This window comes from Alteriqipengyuania flavescens (assembly GCF_030406725.1).
Classification (GTDB): Bacteria; Pseudomonadota; Alphaproteobacteria; order Sphingomonadales; family Sphingomonadaceae; genus Alteriqipengyuania_B; species Alteriqipengyuania_B flavescens.
The window spans coordinates 1,674,798-1,696,690 of record NZ_CP129107.1 but is presented as its reverse complement, the minus strand read 5'-3'; the positions used below and the strand labels follow the sequence as shown (position 1 = coordinate 1,696,690).

General features: G+C 65.7%; 26 protein-coding genes. 14 read left to right on the top strand and 12 right to left on the bottom strand.

Annotation, left to right across the window (positions count from 1 at the left end; translation table 11 throughout):
- Window positions 1-30 precede the first annotated feature (30 nt).
- The 7 genes from QQW98_RS08850 to hisB all read right to left on the bottom strand — a co-directional run bounded on the left by QQW98_RS08850 (window position 31) and on the right by hisB (window position 4,015).
- Window positions 31-411, bottom strand: a complete 381-nt coding sequence (locus QQW98_RS08850) for a histidine triad nucleotide-binding protein (protein ID WP_290134602.1) — start codon at window positions 409-411, stop codon at window positions 31-33.
- Window positions 411-725: a phosphoribosyl-ATP diphosphatase gene (locus tag QQW98_RS08845; RefSeq protein WP_290134601.1), complete on the bottom strand. Its 315-nt coding sequence runs from the start codon at window positions 723-725 to the stop codon at window positions 411-413. Before QQW98_RS08845 ends, QQW98_RS08850 begins: the two co-directional genes overlap by 1 nt.
- A 36-nt stretch (window positions 726-761) precedes the next feature.
- Window positions 762-929 (bottom strand): PEP-CTERM sorting domain-containing protein, encoded by a 168-nt coding sequence (locus QQW98_RS08840; RefSeq protein ID WP_290134600.1) that lies wholly within the window; start codon window positions 927-929, stop codon window positions 762-764.
- Between the two features lie 98 nt (window positions 930-1,027).
- Complete coding sequence (hisF, locus tag QQW98_RS08835; RefSeq protein WP_290134599.1) at window positions 1,028-1,864, bottom strand: imidazole glycerol phosphate synthase subunit HisF; 837 nt, start codon at window positions 1,862-1,864, stop codon at window positions 1,028-1,030.
- A gap of 106 nt (window positions 1,865-1,970) precedes the next feature.
- Window positions 1,971-2,699: a 1-(5-phosphoribosyl)-5-[(5-phosphoribosylamino)methylideneamino]imidazole-4-carboxamide isomerase gene (gene hisA / locus QQW98_RS08830; RefSeq protein ID WP_290134598.1), complete on the bottom strand. Its 729-nt coding sequence runs from the start codon at window positions 2,697-2,699 to the stop codon at window positions 1,971-1,973.
- Window positions 2,699-3,319 carry an imidazole glycerol phosphate synthase subunit HisH gene (hisH, locus tag QQW98_RS08825; protein ID WP_290134597.1) on the bottom strand — a complete coding sequence of 207 codons (621 nt, stop codon included), beginning with the start codon at window positions 3,317-3,319 and terminating at the stop codon, window positions 2,699-2,701. Before hisH ends, hisA begins: the two co-directional genes overlap by 1 nt.
- A gap of 102 nt (window positions 3,320-3,421) precedes the next feature.
- Entirely contained in the window at window positions 3,422-4,015 is a 594-nt protein-coding gene (hisB, locus tag QQW98_RS08820; RefSeq protein WP_290134596.1) for an imidazoleglycerol-phosphate dehydratase HisB, read from the bottom strand.
- A 117-nt stretch (window positions 4,016-4,132) separates the two neighbouring features.
- Between hisB and QQW98_RS08815 the strand changes: the two genes are divergently transcribed.
- Genes QQW98_RS08815 through gmk form a run of 3 tightly spaced genes read left to right on the top strand, consistent with a single transcriptional unit; the run spans window position 4,133 to window position 5,800 of the window.
- A complete protein-coding gene (locus tag QQW98_RS08815; RefSeq protein WP_290134595.1) occupies window positions 4,133-4,636 on the top strand; it encodes an SspB family protein in 504 nt (167 codons plus the stop codon).
- A gap of 38 nt (window positions 4,637-4,674) precedes the next feature.
- A complete protein-coding gene (locus QQW98_RS08810; protein WP_290134594.1) occupies window positions 4,675-5,091 on the top strand; it encodes a hypothetical protein in 417 nt (138 codons plus the stop codon).
- Between the two features lie 58 nt (window positions 5,092-5,149).
- Window positions 5,150-5,800 (top strand): guanylate kinase, encoded by a 651-nt coding sequence (gmk, locus tag QQW98_RS08805; RefSeq protein WP_290134593.1) that lies wholly within the window; start codon window positions 5,150-5,152, stop codon window positions 5,798-5,800.
- Window positions 5,801-6,373: 573 nt separating this feature from the next.
- Here gmk and QQW98_RS08800 read toward each other — a convergent pair.
- The 3 genes from QQW98_RS08800 to QQW98_RS08790 all read right to left on the bottom strand — a co-directional run bounded on the left by QQW98_RS08800 (window position 6,374) and on the right by QQW98_RS08790 (window position 9,766).
- On the bottom strand, window positions 6,374-7,171 hold the full coding sequence (locus QQW98_RS08800; protein ID WP_290134592.1) for an SDR family oxidoreductase: 798 nt from the start codon (window positions 7,169-7,171) through the stop codon (window positions 6,374-6,376).
- Between the two features lie 156 nt (window positions 7,172-7,327).
- Window positions 7,328-8,467: an acyl-CoA dehydrogenase family protein gene (locus tag QQW98_RS08795; RefSeq protein ID WP_290134591.1), complete on the bottom strand. Its 1,140-nt coding sequence runs from the start codon at window positions 8,465-8,467 to the stop codon at window positions 7,328-7,330.
- A 114-nt stretch (window positions 8,468-8,581) separates the two neighbouring features.
- On the bottom strand, window positions 8,582-9,766 hold the full coding sequence (locus QQW98_RS08790) for an acyl-CoA dehydrogenase family protein (protein ID WP_290134590.1): 1,185 nt from the start codon (window positions 9,764-9,766) through the stop codon (window positions 8,582-8,584).
- Window positions 9,767-9,980: 214 nt separating this feature from the next.
- On the opposite strand from QQW98_RS08790, the gene QQW98_RS08785 reads away from it, so the two are divergent.
- From QQW98_RS08785 to QQW98_RS08765, 5 genes are all read left to right on the top strand, one after another.
- Window positions 9,981-10,823, top strand: coding sequence for an SDR family NAD(P)-dependent oxidoreductase (locus QQW98_RS08785; RefSeq protein WP_290136906.1), 843 nt, complete (start codon window positions 9,981-9,983; stop codon window positions 10,821-10,823).
- Entirely contained in the window at window positions 10,814-12,301 is a 1,488-nt protein-coding gene (locus tag QQW98_RS08780; RefSeq protein ID WP_290137053.1) for an MFS transporter, read from the top strand. Before QQW98_RS08785 ends, QQW98_RS08780 begins: the two co-directional genes overlap by 10 nt.
- A gap of 103 nt (window positions 12,302-12,404) precedes the next feature.
- Window positions 12,405-13,754, top strand: coding sequence for an acyl-CoA dehydrogenase family protein (locus QQW98_RS08775; RefSeq protein ID WP_290134588.1), 1,350 nt, complete (start codon window positions 12,405-12,407; stop codon window positions 13,752-13,754).
- Window positions 13,755-13,756: 2 nt separating this feature from the next.
- Window positions 13,757-14,845, top strand: a complete 1,089-nt coding sequence (locus QQW98_RS08770) for a Zn-dependent alcohol dehydrogenase (RefSeq protein ID WP_290134587.1) — start codon at window positions 13,757-13,759, stop codon at window positions 14,843-14,845.
- A gap of 8 nt (window positions 14,846-14,853) precedes the next feature.
- The gene (locus QQW98_RS08765; RefSeq protein ID WP_290134586.1) at window positions 14,854-15,942 is read left to right on the top strand and encodes a phosphotransferase family protein; all 1,089 of its coding nucleotides are present in this window, start codon (window positions 14,854-14,856) and stop codon (window positions 15,940-15,942) included.
- A gap of 7 nt (window positions 15,943-15,949) precedes the next feature.
- Here QQW98_RS08765 and QQW98_RS08760 read toward each other — a convergent pair whose 3' ends face one another.
- Window positions 15,950-18,250 carry a S8 family peptidase gene (locus QQW98_RS08760; protein ID WP_290136905.1) on the bottom strand — a complete coding sequence of 767 codons (2,301 nt, stop codon included), beginning with the start codon at window positions 18,248-18,250 and terminating at the stop codon, window positions 15,950-15,952.
- On the opposite strand from QQW98_RS08760, the gene QQW98_RS08755 reads away from it, so the two are divergent.
- The 6 genes from QQW98_RS08755 to QQW98_RS08730 all read left to right on the top strand — a co-directional run bounded on the left by QQW98_RS08755 (window position 18,135) and on the right by QQW98_RS08730 (window position 20,594).
- Entirely contained in the window at window positions 18,135-18,392 is a 258-nt protein-coding gene (locus tag QQW98_RS08755; RefSeq protein WP_290136957.1) for a hypothetical protein, read from the top strand. The two genes, QQW98_RS08760 and QQW98_RS08755, sit on opposite strands and share 116 nt — an antisense overlap.
- 125 nt (window positions 18,393-18,517) lie before the next feature.
- Window positions 18,518-19,342 carry a 2,3,4,5-tetrahydropyridine-2,6-dicarboxylate N-succinyltransferase gene (gene dapD, locus QQW98_RS08750; RefSeq protein WP_290134585.1) on the top strand — a complete coding sequence of 275 codons (825 nt, stop codon included), beginning with the start codon at window positions 18,518-18,520 and terminating at the stop codon, window positions 19,340-19,342.
- A 90-nt stretch (window positions 19,343-19,432) separates the two neighbouring features.
- Window positions 19,433-19,777: a hypothetical protein gene (locus QQW98_RS08745; RefSeq protein WP_290134584.1), complete on the top strand. Its 345-nt coding sequence runs from the start codon at window positions 19,433-19,435 to the stop codon at window positions 19,775-19,777.
- Between the two features lie 75 nt (window positions 19,778-19,852).
- Entirely contained in the window at window positions 19,853-20,089 is a 237-nt protein-coding gene (locus QQW98_RS08740) for a hypervirulence associated TUDOR domain-containing protein (protein ID WP_290134583.1), read from the top strand.
- Entirely contained in the window at window positions 20,089-20,280 is a 192-nt protein-coding gene (locus QQW98_RS08735) for a DUF3008 family protein (protein ID WP_290134582.1), read from the top strand. Before QQW98_RS08740 ends, QQW98_RS08735 begins: the two co-directional genes overlap by 1 nt.
- 59 nt (window positions 20,281-20,339) lie before the next feature.
- Window positions 20,340-20,594 carry a DUF3140 domain-containing protein gene (locus tag QQW98_RS08730; protein WP_290134581.1) on the top strand — a complete coding sequence of 85 codons (255 nt, stop codon included), beginning with the start codon at window positions 20,340-20,342 and terminating at the stop codon, window positions 20,592-20,594.
- 20 nt (window positions 20,595-20,614) lie between these two features.
- Here the strand turns inward: QQW98_RS08730 and QQW98_RS08725 are convergent, their stop codons facing one another.
- Window positions 20,615-21,892, bottom strand: coding sequence for a dipeptidase (locus QQW98_RS08725; protein WP_290134580.1), 1,278 nt, complete (start codon window positions 21,890-21,892; stop codon window positions 20,615-20,617).
- Window position 21,893 lies beyond the last annotated feature (1 nt).

The following is a 21,893-nucleotide window of genomic DNA, read 5'->3' as shown; positions in this document are numbered from 1 at the left end:
CGTCGCCCGCACCGCCTTGCCGCAGCACTCTCAGCGGCGGGCGATCATCGGGCCCAATGGCTCCCCGGCAAAGACGTGGACGTGCAGGTGCGGCACTTCCTGCCCGCCGTGCCCGCCGACATTGGCGAGCAGGCGATAGCCGGGCTCCACGAAGCCGGCCTTGCGGGCAACCTCGCCCACGGCGCGCACGAAACCGGCGATCTCCTCCGCGCCAGCCGTGGCGGAAAAATCGTCCCAGCTGACATAGCGCCCCTTGGGGATCACCAGCCAGTGGGTTGCCGCCTGCGGGTTGATATCCTCGAAGGCATAGGCCCATTCGTCGTCGTACACCTTGGTGGACGGGATCTCGCCGCGCAGGATTTTCGCGAAGAGATTGTTGTCGTCGTAGGCTTGCGTGGCGTCGATCGGCATCAGTCGCTCCTGCTCGCTTTTTCCTCGATTCCCGAAGTCCCCTCGCGCCGTTCCAGCTCCGCCATGACGTCGGCGAGCGCGATGCCTTTGGCGTCCAGCAGCACGAGGAGGTGGAATATCACATCCGCCGCCTCGCCTGTCAGCTCCTCATCGCTGCCGGTGAGCGCTGCGACGACCGTCTCGGTCGCCTCCTCGCCCAGCTTGCGGGCGATGACGGGCAGGCCGCGCGCGTTGAGCTGGGCGACGTAGGAGCTGTCCGCAGGCGCGCTGCGACGCTGCGCGATGGTGGTCTGGAGACGGTGGAGGATGTCCATGGCCCCCGCATGGCGCGCGGGGCACGCGGAATCAAGCTAGGCGTCGTCGTCCGCACGGCGCTTGGCCGCCTGGCGGCCGACGATCACGCCCAGCACGCCGAGGCCGAAGATGGCGAGGCTGGAAGGCTCGGGCACCTCGGTACCCCCGCTCGCAGCGGCAGGCGCGGCGGACAGCAGCAGGACGATAAGGGCAAAGGTGCGCATGGCGGCACCCCAGCGCCTGATCGCTGCACTGCACAAGCGCGTCCTCGACGCCGTCCCGATTTGAGACCGCGCCGTGCGCAATCCTTAGTCAGGCCTTGTCAGGAACGGGCGGGCAGCCCTGCCGCGCGCAGGGCGGCGTGCGCCTCTGCAATCGTGTGCGTGCCGAAATGGAAGATGGACGCGGCCAGCACTGCGCTCGCATGGCCTTCGCGCACGCCTTCGACCAAGTGATCGAGCGTACCGACTCCGCCGCTCGCCACCACCGGCACCGAAACCGCGTCGGCGATCGTGCGGGTGAGTTCGAGGTCGTAGCCGGCCTTCGTCCCGTCCCCGTCCATCGAGGTCACCAGCAACTCGCCCGCGCCAAGGCCGGCCAGCTTCACCGCATGCTCGACCGCGTCGATCCCGGTGGCCTTGCGTCCGCCATGGGTAAAGATCTCCCAGCGGCCCTGGCCCCTGTCCGCTCGTGCTGAGCCTGGCGCACGCTCGCGCCCACGCCCTTCGACAGGCTCAGGACGAACGGAGGTGGGAATTCGTCTGGCATCGACACTCGCCACCACGCACTGGCTGCCGAAACGCTCGGCAATCTCCGCGACGAGTTCGGGCCGGGTGACGGCGGCGGAATTGACCGCGACCTTGTCCGCCCCCGCCAGCAGCAGCGCCCGCGCGTCCTCCACGCTACGCACGCCGCCACCCACCGTCAGCGGCATGAAGCACACCTCGGCCGTGCGCCGGACGATGTCGAGCAGGGTGCCGCGCCCTTCGTGCGTCGCGGAAATGTCGAGGAAGCACAGCTCGTCCGCCCCCGCCGCGTCGTAGGCCTGCGCCTGCTCGACCGGATCGCCCGCATCCTGCAAGTCGACGAAATTGACCCCCTTCACCACGCGCCCGTCGGCCACGTCGAGGCAGGGGATGACACGGACACGGACGGTCATAAGTCGTCGCCCAACGGTTGGCGCGTATGCTTCGACAGGCTCAGCATGAGCGGTCGTTTCGCCAAGACCCGCTCGGCCTGAGCTTGTCGAAGGCCACGCGCCGCCATCACGCCCGCGCCGCCATCGCCAGTGCCGCGCCGAGGTCCAGCCGGCCTTCGTAAAGCGCGCGGCCGGTGATGACGCCCTCGATACCCTCGTTCGCGTGGAGGGAGAGGACATGGATGTCGTCCAGCCCCTTCACCCCGCCGCTGGCGATCACCGGCAGGTCGGTTCGCCGCGCCAGGTCCAGCGTCGCGTCGATGTTGCAGCCCTTCAGCAGCCCGTCGCGGCCGATGTCGGTGAACAGCAGGCTGGCGACGCCCGCATCCTCGAACCGGCGGGCCATGTCGTGCACGGGCACGTCGGAGACTTCGGCCCAGCCCTCGGTCGCTACATGTCCGTCCTTCGCATCGACCGCCACCACGATGCCGCCTTCCCATGCGGCCGCCATGTCCTTCACGAACTGCGGGTCCTTAAGCGCGGCGGAACCGATGACCACCCGCGCCACGCCGAGATTGAACCAGCCCTCCACCGCGTCGGGTGTGCGGATCCCACCGCCCAGCTGCACGTAGCCGGGAAAGGCAGAGACGATGGCTTCCACCGCCTCGCGATTGCGGCTTTCTCCGGCAAACGCACCGTCGAGGTCGACGACGTGCAGGTGCCCTGCCCCGGCGTCGGCGAACAGCATCGCCTGCGCGGCCGGGTCGTCGCCATAGACGGTGGCGCGGCCCATGTCCCCTTCGGCCAGCCGCACGACTTCGCCGTTCTTGAGGTCGATGGCGGGGAAAACGATCATCAGGGGTTCCAGTCGAGGAAGCGAGAAAGGAGGTCGAGCCCGTAGCGCTGGCTCTTTTCGGGATGGAACTGCACGCCGAGGATATTCTCGTGCGCCACGGCGGCCACGATCCCGCCGCCATGGTCGGTCATCGCGGCAATGTCATGGCCGCGCTCGGGATGAAAAGCGTAGGAGTGCAGGAAATAGGCCTCGCCCGGTTCGACCAGCTCGGCGGCGCCCGGATGGCCCATCGGCGCCACATCGTTCCAGCCCATGTGCGGCACTTTTATCGTGTTGTCGGCCGGCTCGATCAACCGCACCTCGCCCGCGATCCAGCCGAGGCCGGGCACGTCCTCGAACTCCAGCCCGCGCGTGGCGAGCAATTGCATGCCGACGCAGATGCCGAGGAAAGGCACGCCATCGCGCCGTACCCTGTGGTCGAGCGCTTCGACCATCCCCTCGACACCGCGAAGCCCGCGCGCGCAGGCGCCGAACGCGCCGACGCCGGGCAGGACGATCCGGTCCGCTCCTGCCACCACGGCGGGATCGGCGGTGACCGCAACGTCGGCCCCCACGGCCTTCAGCGCGTTGTGGACCGAATGAAGATTGCCCGCGCCGTAATCGATCAGCGCGATGGTCATAGGTCTTGCGCACCCGCCTCCGCGGGTGCGTCCTCGCTAGACGCGCAGGCTAGCTGCGCCCGCTGCGGGCGAGCCGTCGCTCTTGCCGCCCTTCGGGCGGATCTAGTCACTCAGCGTGCCCTTGGTGCTGGGGATCGCCCCGCCCTTGCGCGGGTCGATCTCCACCGCCTGCCGCATCGCGCGGGCAAAGCCCTTGTAGAGCGCTTCGCAGATGTGGTGGTTGTTGGTGCCGTACAATAGCTCGCAGTGCAGCGTGATGCCCGCCGTCTGCGCGACCGAATGGAACCAGTGCTCGATCAGCTCGGTGTCCCATTCGCCCAGCTTTTCCTGCGTAAATTTGGCTTTCCACACCAGGTAGGGCCGCCCCGAAATGTCGAGCGACACGCGCGCCAGCGTTTCGTCCATCGGCGAATAGGCGCTGCCGTAGCGGCCGATGCCGCCCTTGTCGCCCAACGCCCTGGCCAGCACCTGGCCCAGCGCCAGCGCGCTGTCCTCGGTCGTGTGGTGCTGGTCCACGTGCAGGTCGCCGTCCACTTTCATCGTGACGTCGAACAGCGAATGGCGGCTGAACTGTTCCACCATGTGGTCGAGGAAGCCGATGCCGGTCGAGACATCGTAGCTGCCGGTCCCGTCGAGATTGACCTCGACGGCGATTTTCGTCTCCGCAGTGTCGCGGCGATAAGAGGCGGTGCGCATGGGGCAAGCCTATAAAACCTGCTGGCATGCGCGCAATGGGGGAAACGGGGGGCGATTGCCCGCAAAACCGCACGATTGCGCTTGACCGGGCAGGATGCTGGCACCATCACTCGGCGCATGAGCGAAGAGACGCCCGACAGCCTGATCCCCTATGATGAAATCGTGCAGGAGGCCCTGCGCGCCGTTGTCGGCCGGGTGCTGGGCGAAATCCAGGCCAGTGGCTCCATCTTGCCGGGCGAGCACCACTTCTACATCACCTTCAAGACCGGCGCGCCCGGCGTCTCCATTCCCAAGCACCTGACGGAACGTTTCCCCGACGAAATGACCATCGTGCTGCAGAACAAGTTCTGGGACCTGGAGGTGGACGAGCAAGGCTTCCAGGTCGGCCTCTCCTTCAACCAGATCCCGGCCAAGCTGCAGATTCCCTATTCCGCGATCACCGCTTTCGTCGACCCGGCGGTCGATTTCGGACTGCAGTTCCAGGCCAACATGCCGGACATTTCGCCCGAACCGCACGACGATGCGGAAAACGACGCGCCGGAACAGGGCGCAAGCCCGCTCGTTACCGAAAGCGAAGACGGCTCCAATGTCGTCACGGTCGATTTCGGCCGCAAGAAATAACGCGGGCGGCCCGAGGCCCGCCATGACCGGGGGCCAATATGGCAAGACGATCGAAGCACATCACGGACCGCGGCGCACGCAAGCTGCGCAACATCGGCGACGATATCGGCAGCGATGGCCCCAAGGTCGCGGGCCCCAGCCCGAATGCCGCCACGAACCTGCTGATCCATGACCTGGTCCTGCGCAGCGTGGGCCGCATCGCGCGCCAGACGGTTGAGAAAGGCCTGCTCCAACGGCGCTATGGCCGCAATTTCGCGAAAGACGCGGTGGAAAACCGCTCGCTGGTCCACACGCTGGCAGCCTATGGCGCGACGAAGGTGGCGACGCGTTCGCTTCCCGGTGCGGCATTGGTCGGCGGCGGATTGCTGGCGAAGACCCTGTGGGATCGTGCTCGCGGTCGCCGAAGTGCCCGCCGCGCCGGCGAGAAGCAGCTGAACAAACAGGCCGAGGAATAAGGCCGCCAACACTGCGCGCAGGGTTGATTTCCCCCTGCCCCATGCGGCAAGCGCGGGCATGGCTGAACACAAAGCGCTCTCGCACACCGATCTCGCCCGCCGCGGGCTGATGTTCATCCTCTCCTCACCCTCCGGCGCGGGGAAGACCACGATCTCGCGCAAGCTGTTGGAGACGGACGAGGCGATCAAACTGTCGGTCTCTGTCACCACCCGCCCGATGCGGCCGGGCGAGAAGGACGGGGTGCATTATTATTTCGCCGACGATGCGGAGTTCGACCGGATGGTCGAGGAAGACGATTTCTACGAATGGGCGCATGTCTTCGGCCACCGCTACGGCACCCCCAAGGGGCGCATCCGCGACGCGCTGAAGCACGGGCAGGATTTCCTGTTCGACATCGACTGGCAGGGTACGCAGCAGCTGTACCAGAAGGACCAGCAGGACACGGTCAGCGTGTTCATCCTGCCCCCCAGCATTGCCGAATTGCGCCGCCGGCTGGAAGGCCGCGCACAGGACAGCGCCGAAGTGATCGACGCCCGCATGGAACGCGCCCGCGCGGAAATCAGCCACTGGGCGGAATACGACTACGTCGTGATTAACGACGATCTGGACGAATGCTACGCCAAGGTCCGCGAGATCTTGCATGCGGAACGCATGAAGCGCACGCGGCAGACCGGGCTGATCCCGTTCGTGCGCGAATTGATGGGGTGAGGACGGGTCCGGCCAGACCCCACCCCCGCTCAGCCTGAGCTTGTCGAAGGCCATGCGCCGATCTGGCCTCACGAGCTTTGCCTACTCGGGGCAAGAGGCGGGATTCGGCTCCAGTGTCCGGCTGATAATGCCCCCTTGTTTGCCCCCCGGCCTTCGATTTGCCGCGCGGCTGCGGAGCCTTCGTCCCGCGTCGGCAATTTATCCGCCGTTTACGTTTGACCGGCAAGGTAGTTCCCGTCGTTGCAGCGGCGTAAGCAGGTGCAAGACTCCATGGCGGGTGGCTAGTCATGGTGCGGGACCTTCGACAGGCTCAGGCTGAGCGGGGGTAATGAGAGTCGGTGTCGGCGCGATGCCGCGTTCCATCCCACATTGGCCAAATCATTTTCCTACACGCACACAGCTGCGATACACCCTTCGCGCTCCTTGAAATCGTAGCTCAAGCACCATGCAAAAAGCCCCGCCTCGCAGCGGGGCTTTTGCGTTTCCGGCGGGCTATGGATCTATTTCCGAAAAGCCGAAACCGAATGAGTTTTGTCAACTTGCATCGAATGCAACAGACGTGAACGTCGCGCCTCAAACCGGTTCGGCGAAATGGCTCGGCAGGTGGGCGTTGACGATGCCGCCGTCCACGGTGAGCGTTTCGCCCACGGTGTAATCGCCCGCACGGCTGGCGAGGTATACGGCGGTGCCGCCCATGTCGAACTTGTCGCCCACGCGCTTGTTCGGGATGCCCTGCGCGCTCGCTTCCGCATGGTCGCGGGCGACCTTGTTCATGTTCGACGGGAAAGCGCCCGGCGCCAGGCTGGTCACGTAGATGTGGTCCTTCACCAGCCGCGCAGCTATGCGGCGGGTCAGGTGGATCAGCGCGGCCTTGGACGCCTGATAGCTGTAGGTTTCCCACGGGTTGACGCGCTGCCCGTCGATGCTGGTGATGTTGATGACCTTCGCCGGGCGGTCCTGGCTCGCCGCTGCGGTCAGCAGGCCGTGCAGCTTCTGGGTCAGGAAGAACGGCGTCTTGACGTTGAGATCCATCACCTTGTCCCACCCGGCCTCGGGGAAGTCGAGATAGTCGTTGCCCCACGCAGCGCCGGCATTGTTGACGAGGATGTCGAGCTTACTCTCGCGCCCGGAAATGTCGGCCACAAGCGCCTCGATCCCTTCCATGGAAGAGATGTCGCCCTGGATGCCGACGACCTTGTCGCCGAGCTCGTCCGCCGTGGCCTGCAGCTCCTCCGCCTTGCGCGCCGTGATGTAGACCCGGTCGATCCCGGCAGCGAGGAAGCCCTCCACGATCATGCGGCCGATACCCCGGCTGCCACCGGTGACGAGCGCAGTGCGCCCCTTCAGGCTGAAAAGGTCTTCGAGGTTCATGTCATTCTCTCCTGGAAATCCCCTCCCGTGAGGGAGGGGCAGCGAGACTTGGCGACGTGTCGCCTAGTCGCAGCGGGGTGGGTTTGCGGATGTGGTGGCCATTGCCGACGCCGAACCCCCACCCCCGGCCCCTCCCCAAGGGGAGGGGAGTTTATCTCAATAGCCGCTGAGTTCCGCCACGCGGTTGGCGTGGTAGTAGGCGTCGCCGAGGAACTCCTGCAGCGCACGATCGCGCTTCATGTAGAGGCCGATGTCGTATTCGTCGGTCATGCCGATGCCGCCGTGCATCTGCACGCCTTCCTTGACCGCAAGGCCCGCAGCCTTGGCGACCTTTGCCTTGGCGACGCTGGCCATCAGGTCCGCGGTCGAACTGCCGCCGTCTAGCATTTGCGCGGCCTTGTAGGCTACGGCGCGGGCGATCTCGACTTCGGAATACAGGTGCGCGGCGCGGTGCTGCAGCGCCTGGAACTCGCCGATCAGCTTGCCGAACTGCTTGCGTTCCTTGAGGTAGTTGACCGTCATGTCCATCGCGCCCGCGGCAACGCCGACGCCTTCGGCTGCCGCGCCGATCCGGCCTGCGGTCAGCATGGCGTTGAGCACTTCGCGCCCGCCGTCGACTTCGCCGATCACCGCATCGCCATCCAGCTCGACACCGTCGAACTTCGTGTGCGTCGCCATCGAACTGTCGACCAGCCGCACCGCATCGTGGCTCATGCCCGCAGCATCCTTCGGCACGGCGAACATCGTGATGCCGTCCTCGTCATCGTCGCTGCCCGACGTGCGGGCGGAGACGACGAGCATGTCCGCGCTCGCGCCATGGACCACGAAATCCTTCTGGCCCGACAGCTTGAAGCCGTTGCCCGACTTTTCGGCCTTCACGGCGACACGCTCCGGCCGGTGCTTGGCGCCTTCGTCGATCGCGACGGCAAACACGCTCTTGCCTTCGACCATCCCCGGCAGCCAGCGGCCGCGAACATCGTCGCTGCCGTGCTTAAGTGCCGTAGCGGCAAGGACCGAGCTGGTGAGAAACGGCGAGGGGGTAAGGTTGCGGCCGATTTCCTCCAGCACGATGCCGGCTTCGTACTGGCCCATCCCCAGGCCGCCATCGTCCTCGGACACGAGGATGCCGGTGAAACCCATCTCGCCGAACTGTTCCCACAGGCCGTGGCCGAAGCCGTCCTTGCAATCCCGGTCGCGCCAGTGGCGCAGCTGTTTTTCGATGCTGCCCTGTTCGGCCATGAACTGGCTGGCAGTGTCGGCGAGCATCGCCTGGTCGTCGTCGTGGTAAAGTGGCATGGTTATAAATGTCCCTGTCTCGTCATCCCGGACTTGATCCGGGATCCACCTTTTCTTCCAGTCCGCCTTGCAAGAAGCGGGACCCCTGCTCGCGGGCCGGGGTGACGGTTGAAATTACGCCCCCGGCAATTCGAGGATACGTTTTGCGACGACGTTGAGCATCACCTCGCTGGTGCCGCCCTCGATCGAATTGGCCTTGGTCCGCAGCCAGTTTCGCGCACCCTTGCCGCCGTTCGTTTCCTCGCTCTCCCATTCGAGAGCGCGGCTGCCGCCGGCCGACATCATCAGTTCGTGGCGGCGCTTGTTGAGCTCCGTACCGACGTATTTCATCATGTTCGGCTGCGCGGGATGGCCCTTGCCGGCCTTCATCTCGTCGAGGAACTTCTCGCCCATCGCGCCGTAGGCCAGCGCCTCGACATCGAACATGGCTAGCTCGGCGCGCAGCACCGGGTCCAATTCGCCCGCATTGCGCTTCATCGCCGCACCGATGGCGCTGGTGCGGTCGCCGCCGCCCGCGCCCGAAATCATCTCGCGCTCGTGGCCAAGGAGGTATTTCGCCACGTCCCAGCCGCGGTTGATCTCGCCGACATAAGCCGGACAATCCTCGCCATAGGATTTGGGCACCTTCACATCGTCCATGAAGGTTTCGCAGAAGGGGCTGTTGCCGGAAATCAGCTTGATCGGCTTGGTCGAGACGCCTTCGCCCGCCATGTCGAACAGCATGAAGGTGATGCCTTGGTACTTGTTTTCCTTGTCCGTGCGGACGAGGCAAAAAATCCAGTCGGCTTCGTCGGCATAGGAGGTCCAGATCTTCTGGCCGTTGACCACCCAATGGTCCCCCTTGTCCTCGCCATAAGTCTGCATGGACACGAGGTCCGATCCACTGCCCGGCTCACTATAGCCCTGGCACCAGCGGATTTCGCCGGCCGCGATTTCGTTGAGGAAGCGCTGCTTCTGGCCTTCGGTGCCGAATTTGAGCAGCGCCGGGCCGAGCATCCAGATCCCGAAGGAGCTGAGTGGCGGGCGCGCTCCGATGCGGCCCATTTCCTGCCGCAGGATCTTGGCTTCGGCAGGCGAAAGGCCCGCGCCGCCGTACTCCTTCGGCCAGTCCGGCACGGTGTAGCCCTTGTCGCGGCAGGCTTCGAACCACTGCTTTTGCGCATCGTTCTTGAAGCTTGCGTTGCGGCCGCCCCAATAGACGTCTTCTTCGTCGCGCACGGGCTTGCGCATTTCCTCCGGGCAGTTTTCCTCCAGCCAGGCGCGCGTCTCGGCGCGGAAATCTTCGAGTTGGTCGGCCATGCGATGCTCTCCTGAAAAGGGCCGCCGGAGGCTCTCCGGGCAGCGCGAGGGGAATCCGATTGCCATCGGTTTAATCGTCCGGTTAAAGTGCTTTTCGCAGAGTCGCAAGACCGCTTGAGACGGCCCGCCGCCCTGTTGCAGCAGCCGAGGGGCGATTGACCCGGCGCAGCGTGTCGCTAGGCTGCATGCCAAGACACTGGGTGGGAGAGACCCGATACGATTTTCCGGCAAGACCGTGGTGATTACCGGCGCAGCGTCGGGTATCGGCAAGGAATCTGTCCGTCTGTTCGCCGGCGAAGGGGCGCAGGTGTACGCTGCCGATATCGACGAGGAAGGCGGCGCGGCGCTCTCCGGCGAGATCGACGGCGATGTCCGCTTCGTGCACTGTGATGTCAGTGCGACGGGCGACATCAAGGAATTGATGGACCGCGCCGCTGCCAAGTCCGGCGGGATCGACACCGTGTTCAACAACGCCGGCGCGGGCGGCGCGCGGCCCGGCATCCACGAAATCGAGCCGGGCGAGTGGGACCGCACGATGGACCTGCTGCTGCGCTCGGTCGCATTCGGCATTCGCTACGCCGTTCCGCACATGCGCGGGCGCAGTGGCGCAAGCTTCGTCAACACGTCCAGCGTGGCCGCGGTCGGACCCGGTTATGCGCCTACCGCCTATTCGGTCGCCAAGGCCGGTGTACTCCACCTGACGAAGGTCGCTGCCACCGACCTTGCCCAGTTCGGCATCCGCGTGAATGCGGTGCAGCCGGGCTTCATCAACACCAGCATCTTTACCAGCGCGCTGGAGATCGAGGGCGAAATGGAGCGCGTGGCCAAGGACATGATCGCCCAGATGAGCGCCAATGCCCAGCCCGTGCGCCGCGGCGGGCAGCCGCGCGACATCGCCGAAGCGGTTGCCTACCTCGCCAGCGATGCGGCCAGCTTCGTCACCGGCCAGTCGATCATCGTCGACGGCGGCATCACGCTCGGCCCGCGGCACAGCTGGGACCCTGAAGAGGCGGGCCTGTTTTCCGCCCTCGAAGCCATGAAGGAGCGATGGGCTTGACCGAAGTCGCGACGACGAAGGCAGCCGCCAAGGTTCCCTCCCCCCTGCCCCTCAAGCTCAAGCTGATCCACGGTTTTGGCGCGGTCGCTTTCGGGGTTAAGGACGGCGGCTTTTCGTTCTTCCTCCTGATTTTCTACAACCAGGTGCTGGGAATGGACGCCGCGTTGGTCAGCCTGGCGTTGCTGATCGCCCTGCTCGCCGATGCGTTAATCGACCCCATCCTCGGCAATCTTTCCGACCGCACCTATACCCGCTGGGGGCGCCGCCTGCCGTGGCTCTATGCCGCGCCGATCCCGCTCGGCATCGTCTGGGTGCTGTTGTGGCACCCGCCGGGAGGCAGCACCCCGTCTTTCGGCGAGCTGCTGGCCGTAGCGATCACCGTGCGGATCCTGCTGTCCGCCTGCGAGGTGCCCTCGGTCAGCCTCGTGCCGGAATTGACGCAGGATTACGACGAGCGGACCACGCTGTTCCGCTTCCGATTCCTGTTCGGTTGGACCGGCGGCCTGCTGATGATGGTCATGGCCTATGCGGTCTTCATGCCGGGCTCCGAAGGCATCCTGCAGGCGGACGGCTACCTGTCCTACGGCATCTTCGGCGCCGCGCTGATGGCGCTGTCGGTGATGGGATCGGCGGCGGGCCAGCATCACCTGATCGCCCATTACCCCGAAGTAAAGCCGCCGCCTTTCTCCATCAAAACGGCCTTTTCCGAAATCCGCGAGGCGTTTTCCGAAAAGGCTTTCCTGTTCTTCGCCGCAGGCGGCCTTGCCGCCTACGTCAGCCAGGGCATGACCTTCTCGATCTCCAACTACCTCAACCTGTTCGTGTGGCGGTTCGAGCAAACCGAGCTGCTGATCTATCCCGCCGTCCTCTTCCTGTCGGTCGTCCTCATGTTCCTTATCGTGGGCCCGATGCACCGCCGCTGGGGCAAGCCGAAAAGCGCGGCAATCTCCTCCATCGGCAGTTTCACCATCGGCCTGACGCCGTATTTCCTGCTGGTCGCGGGTTTGTGGCCCGAGCCGGGGAGCACGGCGTCCACGGCCCTGCTGTACCTGTTCCTGACCTTTGCCAACACGCTGGGCGTGGTCCTGATGATTTCCGCCACCAGCATGGTCGCCGAAATCGTCGAGGCGTTCCAGGAGCGGACGGATCGCCGGGCGGAAGGCGCGTTCTATTCGGGCAACTGGCTGGTCCAGAAATGCGCCACCGGGTTCGGCATCTTCATTACCGGACAGATCATCGCCGCGTCCGAATTGCCGACCGATTCGCAACCGGGCACCGTGGCCTTCCCCATCCTGTCGGAAATGATCCTGTTGTACTCCGGAGCCACCATCCTGATGGGGCTGATCGCGGCATACTGGCTCGGCAATTTCCCGATCAGCCGCGCCGACCACGAATCGCGCATCGCCCGCATGAGCGCGAAGCGCGCGCTTGACACGGCTGCCCGCGGCGATGTGGACGGCGGCACCATCGTGCCCTAAAGCGCGTTTAACCGCACGATTAATTTTCCTTGGCGCAGCGCGGGCCATCTGCCAGTTTTGCGACCACCAGAACCGATAGACACCAACAAGCAGGACATTCCCCATGGATTTCGAACCCACCGAACGGCAGGCCTACTGGCGCGACCGCGTGCGCGACTTCATCGAAGCGAATGTCCGCCCGCACACCGGCACTTTCGCGCAGCAGGATGCCGAGGGCGATCGCTGGAAAGTGATCCAGATCGTCGAGGACATGAAGGCCAAGGCGAAGGATGCCGGCATCTGGAACTTGTTCATGCCGCCGCGCAACGACAGCCACCACCACGTCGACGAGACCTTCGAATTCGAAGGGCCGGGCCTGACCAACCTCGAATACGCGCTGTGTGCCGAGGAAATGGGCCGCATCGGCTGGGCCAGCGAGGTCTTCAACTGCTCCGCGCCCGACACGGGCAACATGGAAGTGCTGCACCGCTACGGCACGCGGGAACAGAAGGACGAATGGCTGAGGCCGCTGATGGAAGGCGAAATCCGCAGCGCCTTCCTGATGACCGAACCGCGCGTCGCCAGTTCCGATGCGACCAATATCGAGACACGGATCGAGCGCGATGGGGACGAATACGTCATCAACGGCCGCAAGTGGTGGTCCAGCGGCGCAGGCGATCCGCGCTGCAAGGTCGCCATCGTGATGGGCAAGACCGATTTCGAAGCGAAGCGCCACGCGCAGCAATCGATGGTGCTGATGCCGCTCGATGCGCCGGGCGTGAAGGTGCTGCGCCACCTGCCCGTGTTCGGCTATGACGATGCCCCGCACGGCCACATGGAAATCGAGCTGGAGAACGTCCGCATCCCGGCATCGGCCATGCTGCTGGGGGAAGGCCGCGGTTTCGAGATCGCGCAGGGCCGCCTCGGCCCGGGCCGCATCCACCACTGCATGCGCACCATCGGCGTCGCCGAAGAAGCGATCGCCAAGATGGGCCGCCGGCTGCAGGCGCGCGAAGCCTTCGGCAAGCCGGTCTACAAGCACTCCGTGTGGGAGCACCGGATCGCCCGTGCGCGCATCGATATCGACATGACGCGCCTGCTCTGCCTCAAGGCGGCCGACATGATGGACAAGGTGGGCAACAAGGCTGCGGCGCAGGAAATCGCCATGATCAAGGTGCAAGCGCCCAACATGGCTCTGCGCATCATCGACGATGCGATCCAGGCCCATGGCGGCGGCGGCGTCTCGGACGATTACGGCCTTGCCCGCGCCTATGCCCACCAGCGCACGCTGCGCCTGGCCGACGGGCCGGACGAGGTACACGAACGCGCCATTGCCCGGATGGAATTCGCCAAGCACGTCCCCGAAGACGGCGAAGGCGATAGTTCATTCGAGAAGAAGGGCGGCGGCGGCAGGCAGGTGGCCGGAGGCGGCGCCGCAGCGAGCGCCTCTGCCGGAGCCGGCGGGGCACAGTGACGATGGCAAAGGCAGCAATACTGGAGCAGCCGGGCCAGCCGCTCGTCATCGGCGACATCGAGGTGGCAGATCCCGCACCGCACGAGGTGCTGATCGACACCAAGGCGTGCGGCCTGTGCCATTCGGACCTCCACTTCATCGACGGCCACTATCCGCACGCCTTGCCCACCGTGCCCGGGCACGAGGCGGCCGGCGTGGTCCGCGCGGTGGGTTCGGAAGTGAAGACGGTAAAACCCGGCGATCACGTCGTCTCCTGCCTCTCCGCCTTTTGCGGGCACTGCGAGTTCTGCGTGACGGGCCGCATGGCGCTCTGCCTTGGCGGGGATACGAGGCGCGGCAAGGACGCGCCGCCGCGCCTGACGCGTAACGGCGGCGAGACCGTCAACCAGATGCTCAACCTGTCCGCGTTCGGCGAACAGATGCTGATCCACGAACATGCCTGCGTTTCGATCGACAAAGACATGCCGCTCGACCGGGCCGCCCTGCTCGGCTGCGCGGTTACGACCGGTGCCGGGGCGATCTTCAACGCCTGTGCCGTGGTGCCGGGCGAAAGCGTGGTGGTGGTCGGCTGCGGCGGCGTGGGCCTTGCCGCCATCAACGCCGCGCGCATCGCCGGTGCGGGCAAGGTCATCGCCGCCGATCCGCTGCCCGAAAAGCGAGAGCTTGCCATGGCGCTGGGCGCGACCCACGCGGTCGACGCGCTGGCCGACGATGCAGCGGCACAGATCGTCTCGATCAGCGACGGCGGGGTGCATCACGCGGTCGAGGCGGTCGGCCGGCAGGCCAGCGCCGACCTGGCGGTAAGATCGCTGCGCCGCGGCGGCACGGCCACGATCCTCGGCATGATGCCGCTCGACTGCAAGGTCGGGCTCGGCGCGATGGACCTGTTGTCGGGCAAGAAGCTGCAGGGCGCGATTATGGGGATGAACCAATTCCCCGTCGATCTGCCGCGCCTCGTCGCTTTCTACCTGCGCGGCCTGCTGGATCTCGACACGATCATTGCCGAGCGGATATCGCTGGACCAGGTCAACGAAGGCTTCGACACCATGCGCACCGGGACCAGCGCCCGCAGCGTGATCGTTTTCGACTGAGGTTACCGATGACTGCCATCCAGCCCCCGATGGACGCCCAGAAGGCCTTTACCGGCACCACCGCCCCCGAAGGCGATGACATCCTCGACACGGACAAGCTTGCCGCGTGGATGGCGGACAATGTGCCAGGTTTCGAAGGCCCGCTGGAACAGGCGAAATTCAAGGGCGGGCAGTCCAACCCGACCTACAAGCTGTCCGGCCCGTCGGGCGACTATGTCCTGCGGCGCAAGCCCTTCGGCAAGCTCCTGCCGAGCGCCCATGCGGTCGACCGCGAATTCCGCGTGCAGTCGGGGCTCGAAAAGGTCGGCTTCCCGGTCGCACCCCAATACGGACTTTGCACCGACGACGATGTGGTCGGTGCCATGTTCTACGTCATGGGCATGGTCGATGGCCGGTCGATCTGGGACGGGTCGATGCCGGGCAGCACGCCGGAAGAACGGCGCGCGGTGTATCACGAAATGACCGACGTCCTCGCCCGGCTGCATCAGGTCGATCTCGCCGAGGCGGGGCTGGAGGATTACGGAAAGCCCGGCAATTATTTCGAACGCCAGATCGGCCGCTGGACCAAGCAATACAAGCTGTCGGAAACTGGTCACATGGAGCCGATGGAGCGCTTGATCGAGTACCTGCCCGCCAGCGTGCCGGAGCAGGAGCGCACCAGCATCGTCCACGGCGACTACCGGATCGACAACATGATCTTCGCCAAGGACCGCGCAGAAGTTCTCGCGGTCCTCGACTGGGAATTGTCGACGCTGGGCGATCCGCTCGCCGATTTCACATATTTCTGCCTCGCCTGGGTGACCGACAACGGCGGCCGCTCGGGCGTCGCCGACATCGACCGCAAGGCCTTGGGGATTCCGGAGCTGGAGGAAGTGGTGGAGCGCTATTGCGAAGCCACGGGGCGCAGCGGCGTGCCGGACATGAACTGGTACTTCGCCTACAATTTCTTCCGCCTCGCAGGCATCATGCAGGGCATCAAGAAGCGCGTCATCGACGGCACCGCATCCTCCGCTCACGCGAAGGCGATGAGCGAGCGGGTGGAGCCGCTGGCCGAGGTCGCCTGGGAATTCGCGCAAAAGGCGCAGACCGCGGGATGATCTCGGGCTAAAAGTCCTTCGACCAGCGGACGGCCACGCCCCGGTCGTCCGCATGCCCGGCGAAATGGCCCGGCTCCCGCCGATAGAACAGCGCCGCGCCGCCATTGCCGCCGAAGATTGCGCCATGCCAGCCGAGCTCGGCCATGATCTCCTGCCCCGTCGGGGTCAATGACAAGGCGCGCTCGCCATACGTCACCACCTCGACATCGTAATCGTACCCCACCGGCAATTCGAGCGTCAGACCGCCCGAGCGCACGCGCAGTGGTTGCGCAATGCGGAAGCCCACCCGGTCGCCGCTCGCAAGCACACCTTCGCGCGCCACGTCGAACGACCAGCCGTCGCTCACGATGTCGGAGCCGAGCACCAGCCCGCCCGCCTCCGCTGCGGTCCAGCCGCGCCGGTAGGATCCGCCCAGCCGCCAGCCGGGCGCGAAGTCCCAACCCGCATCGGCATCCACAAAGGTGCTGCGTGCGCCGCCCTGCGACAGCGCGTCATGCAGCCGCGCGCCGAGTACGGTGCGGTCCTCGTCCGTCACGCTGGCCCCGATGGACAGGTCGAACACGCCGAAATCGCGATCCGCCGCGATGGCGAAGGAGCGGCTGCCTTCGCGCTGGCGGTCGCCGCTGAGGTCGGTGCGCAATTGCTGGATATCGCCTGCGTACATGGTGCCGCTCTCCGCGCTTGCGGTGATGCCCCAGTCGCCCATGCGCTGGCGGAAAGCGAAGGCGATGTCGGACTGGCGTAGCGTGCCGGCATCGCCCGCGCCGCCGTTTGCAATCATGAACGCGGGCCGATCGCGGCTCTGCAAGCCCGCCGCCAGTCCCTCGCCCGTCTGGTTGAAGCCGATGGCCAGCTGTCGGTCGGGATCGAGCCGCATGGCGACACGCCCGGCAAGGACGCGCGCCTTTTCGGCATCCTCCGCATCGAGGCGGAGCGGCTGCGGCACGGCGAGGCCGCCCGCGCGCCCGTTGTCGGCGATCGAGAAGGCGAGCGACATCCGCTCCCCGCCGAGCGAGACATTGCGATGGGTCGCTCCTACCGCGCCCTGCAGCCGCTGCTGCTGCGCGCCGGAGCGAAGGCCACTGGCGAGATCGTAGCGATAGGCGCGGCGATACCCGTCGAGCAGCACGGCATCCAGCGCCCCCTGCCCGGCCGACAGCGCATCCCCCATCGCCGGCGAACCGACCGCGATCACGTCGCCCAGTGGCAGGGCGGCGGTGCTACCGGCCAGCCCGGTGCGGCCCTGCGGCGCGAAGGCCTGCGCCACGTCGAGGATGCCGCGCCCGTAAACCGGGTCGGTCCCCGCCGCACCGGCATCACGCGCGCTGTCGAGAAGGATGTTGACGATGTCCTGCCCGGTCAGGTTCGGGAAGGCCTGTTTCAGCAGCGCCGCCGCCCCCGCCACCTGCGGCGCGGCGAAACTGGTGCCGGAAAACAGGTAGAGAAAGCCCTCATCGTCGATGTAGATCTGGCTGCCCAGATAGACGCAGCAAATGACCTCTCCCCGCGCGGCGATAAAGCCGTCCTCGTAATCGAGCGCACGGTTGGAGAAGGTCGACAAGGTGCCGTTCTCGTCCACCGAACCCACGATGATCACGGCATCGCCGCCTGCATCGCGCAGCGATTGGGCGAACGGGTCGGGCCGGTCGGGGTCGATCCCGCGGCCGGTGGAATCGCCGTCGTTCCCGGCGGCCACCACCACGACTATCCCGGCAGCGGCAGCGCGGGCCACGGCGTCGATCACGTCCTGGCTGCCCCTGCTGCCGCCGAGCGAGAGATTGATGACCTGCGCGCCGTTGTCCACGGCATAATTAATCGCAGCGGCGATAGTCGGGTCGGTAAAGGCGCAGCCGAGCGATGGGTCTTCCGGCGTGTCGGTGCCGCAGGTCCCGGGGCTGTCGATGCGCAGCCCCATGACCGTCGCCTCGTATGCCATGCCGAGGATGCCACTGCCGTCGCGCGCGGCGGCTGCGACCAGCGCGACATTGGTGCCGTGATCGTCTTCCGGGACAACCGAGCGGTTGCCCGCGATATCGGTCGAGGCCGGATGGACGCGGCCGGCGAACTCGGCATTGGCCGTATCGAGTCCGGAATCAGCCACGGCGATAACGACGTTCCGCCCTGTCGCTCCCTGCTGCCAGGCGGTGACGGCGGAGTGGAATCCCGGGCCGTCGGACGTGCGGAATTCGGTCGTGTTGAAGTTCGTCGGGACAGGCGTAGGACTGGGTGACGGCGAAGGACTGGGGCTCGGCGACGGGCTGGGGCTTGGCGAGGGACTGGGGCTCGGCTGGGGACGCGGTGTGGAGATCGTGTCGCTCCGCCCGCCGCACGCGCTCAGGCTCACCATCGCCATGCAGGCCACGCTGCAGGCAAGCAGGCGCATCGTGCGGCGCGTTTCGACCATCGACATTCTCCCAGGCGTGGACGACTTCAGTAGCGCCGAAGCCTAAAGCCTTGCTGAACCATACGCCTCAAAGCGCAACCTTCCCGCCGGCTCCCCGCCGAGCCTTGCGGTCGGGCCGCGTACAAGCTAGCCGCCAAGCGCAAACCAGACACAAACACGGATCATCCCAATATGCACGACCAACTGGCCCAGGCGATCGACGCGGCATGGGAAAAGCGCAGCGAAGTTTCGCCCGGCGACAGCGAAACCGCGCGCATCGTCGAAGAAGCGATCGAACTGATCGACAGCGGCCAGCGCCGCGTGGCGGAGCCTGACGGAAACGGTGGGTGGACCGTCAACCAGTGGCTCAAGAAAGCCGTCCTCCTTAGCTTCCGCCTGCGCGACAACGGCGTGATGGAAGGCGGCAGCGCCGGCCACCCGGCCTATGACAAGGTTCCCTCCAAGTTCGCCGGCTGGGACGAGGACCGTTTTGCCGATGCGGGCTTCCGCGTGGTGCCAGGCGCCATCGCCCGCCGGGGCAGCTATATCGCGCCCGGCGTGGTCTTGATGCCCAGCTTCGTGAACATCGGCGCCTATGTGGGCGCGGGGACGATGATCGACACCTGGGCCAGTGTCGGATCATGCGCGCAGGTGGGCGAGAATTGCCACATCTCCGCCGGCGCCGGCATCGGCGGCGTGCTGGAACCGATGCAGGCGAACCCAACGATTATCGGTGATAATAGCTTCATCGGCGCCCGCAGCGAGATCGTGGAAGGCGTAATCGTGGGCGAAGGCACGGTCGTGGCGATGGGCGTCTTCATTACCCAGTCCACCAAGATCGTGAACCGCACCACGGGCGAGATCACGCGCGGGAAAATCCCGCCTTATTCGGTGGTTGTGCCGGGCACCCTGCCCGATCCCGATGGCGGGCCGTCGCTCGCCTGCGCGGTAATCGTCAAAACGGTAGACGCACAGACGCGGGAGAAGACCGGGATCAACGAACTTCTGCGGGCCTGAATGGCGGAATTGCGGGGAACGCGCCGCGCACATGGCGGTTGAGTGACAAACAGCAAATGCGCCGGACTACGGCGAAGCGAGGGCAAAACCATGCATACCGAAGGTGAAGAAATCCACGTCGAAGCCGATGACGTACGGGGCGGCGAAAGCCGCGGCGTCATGCGCTGGGTGCTCGGCATCGGCACAGTGATCGCGGCCGCCGCGATGACGATCGCCTGGCTCAGCGGCGCATTCAGCCAGGATGCCATCGAAAGCGAAACCACCGCAACCGGCAAGGCCGATGCTTTGGACGAAGGAGATAGCACCGACAGCGTGGTTGGCGTTCCCGATGATTTTTCGGATACCGAGACGCTCAACCCGGCGGATACCACGCGCATGGGCGAAGGCGCGCCCGATCCCGAAAGCGTGCCCGAGGTCATGACCGACGACAACTGATCCGGCGGCGCCGGAACCGCAAACGGTCCGGCGCCGTTAGTCTCCCGAGCGAAATTCGCAAAGGAAAACAGTGCAATGGCCGACCAATCCAAGGGCTTCCAGAGCGGGCAATACGTCAAATGGAACTGGGGCGACGGCGAAGGCCACGGCCAGGTGAAGGAGCGTTTCGAGCGCGAGGTCACCCGCACGCTCCAAGGGTCCGAAATCACGAAGGATGGCGACGAGAACAACCCCGCCTACCTGATCAAGCAGGAAGACGGCGACGAGGTCCTGAAGCGCGGCAGCGAACTGTCGGCATGGGACAAGGACTGATGGCCAAGGCGAAGTCGAAGGCGCAGCAGCAGGCCGCTGGCGCAGCGCTCGCCGCAAAGCGCGGCGAACAGGACAAGTCCGACCTGCAAGGCGCGTCGAAGCAGATGTACGACAGCATGTCCGAAAGCGAGCTGAAGGATATGGCCTCCACCGATCGCGAGGACTTGCCCGACACCGTCGACGGGGATTGAGCGCGATGGACGACGACAAGAAGGACGAGACCTACGACGAGTTCTAAGACTGCGTGAACATGCAGCCGAAAGAGTTGGAAGACTGGCTCGATACCGAAGAATCGAAGTCGGTCGGCGATAGCGACGGCGGCGAGAGCACCGGCCACAAATCGGGCCGGCGTATCGTCGAGATCAAGAATACGAAAAAGGCCGACCTGACGGACAGCCAGTACGACCACATGAACAAGGTGGTCGGCTACATCCATCGCCACCTGGCCCAACGGCCCGATGGCGATGTCGAGGAAACCGACTGGCGCTACAGCCTCATGAACTGAGGCCACGATCCGCTGAAAGACTAATCCTCCCGGGCAGCGGGATATTCGTAGGGCGGCACGCCGGATTGGCTCGCTGCATAGGCTTCCGCTTGCCGCATCGCGCGCATGATATTGCCGTTGGCGATCTTTTCGAGATCGGCCTGCGAGTAGCCGCGCCGGGCTAGCTCGATGAATAGCGCAGGGTAGCCCGTGACATCTTCCATGCCGACGGGGCCGGTGGTCATGCCGTCGTAATCGCCGCCGATCCCGATCGCATCGATGCCGGCAACCATCCGGATGTGGTCGATATGGTCCGCCATATCGGAAATCGTCGCGAGCGGCATCTCATTGGCCTCGTCCCATGCAGCAAGAGCGGCTCTCTGCGCGTCGGGCTGGCCCTGCCATAGCGCCTCCAGCCGGGCGATCTCGGCCTGGCGGTCCGCGTACCACTGCCGCTGCGCCTCGCTCAGGAAGCCCGGCAGCGCCACGACCATCACGACGCCGCCGTTGTCCACCAGCCGCGCCAGCACGCTGTCGGGCACGTTGCGCGCATGGCCGTTGATGGCCCGTGCGCCCGAATGGCTGAAGATGACCGGCGCACCGGCGATATCCAGCGTGTCGAGCATCACCTTTTCGCTGACATGGCTGAGATCGACGAGCATGCCGATGCGCTGCATTTCGCGCACCAGGTCCTTGCCGAAATCGGTGAGCCCGTCATGCGCGGGGGTATCGGTGGCGCTGTCCGCCCACGGCGTGTTCTTCGAATGGGTCAGCGTCATGTAGCGCGCGCCGAGATCGTAGGTCTGGCGCAGCACGGCGAGGCTCGAGCCGATCGAGTGCCCGCCCTCCATGCCAAGCAGCGAGGCGATCTTACCGGCAGCCATCGCCGCCGCGACATCGTCTGCCGTCAACGCCAGCGCGAGCTCGTCCGGATAGCGCGCGATCAGGCGCTTGGTCACGTCGATCTGCTCGATGGTGGCCTGAACTGCTTCCGGTTCGTCGAGCGAGGCCGGGACATAGACCGACCAGAATTGCGCCCCCACGCCACCTTCGCGCAGCCGGCCGAGATCTGTGTGCATCACCCGCCCGGCCGGATGGGTCTCCCCCGTATCCGACGTATCGGCGAAATCGAATTCGTTGATCACGTTGCCGAAGCGGCCGCGCAGCTGGATCGGCACGTCGTTGTGCCCGTCGAACACGGGCGCGGCCTCCAGCGCGGCAGCCGCAATCTCTTCCGGCGTGCGAGTCTCCTGCGCCGCTGCGGGAGCGGCCAGCAGGGCGAGCGAAGCAGTGGTAGCGAGCGCGAAGGTGCGGATCATT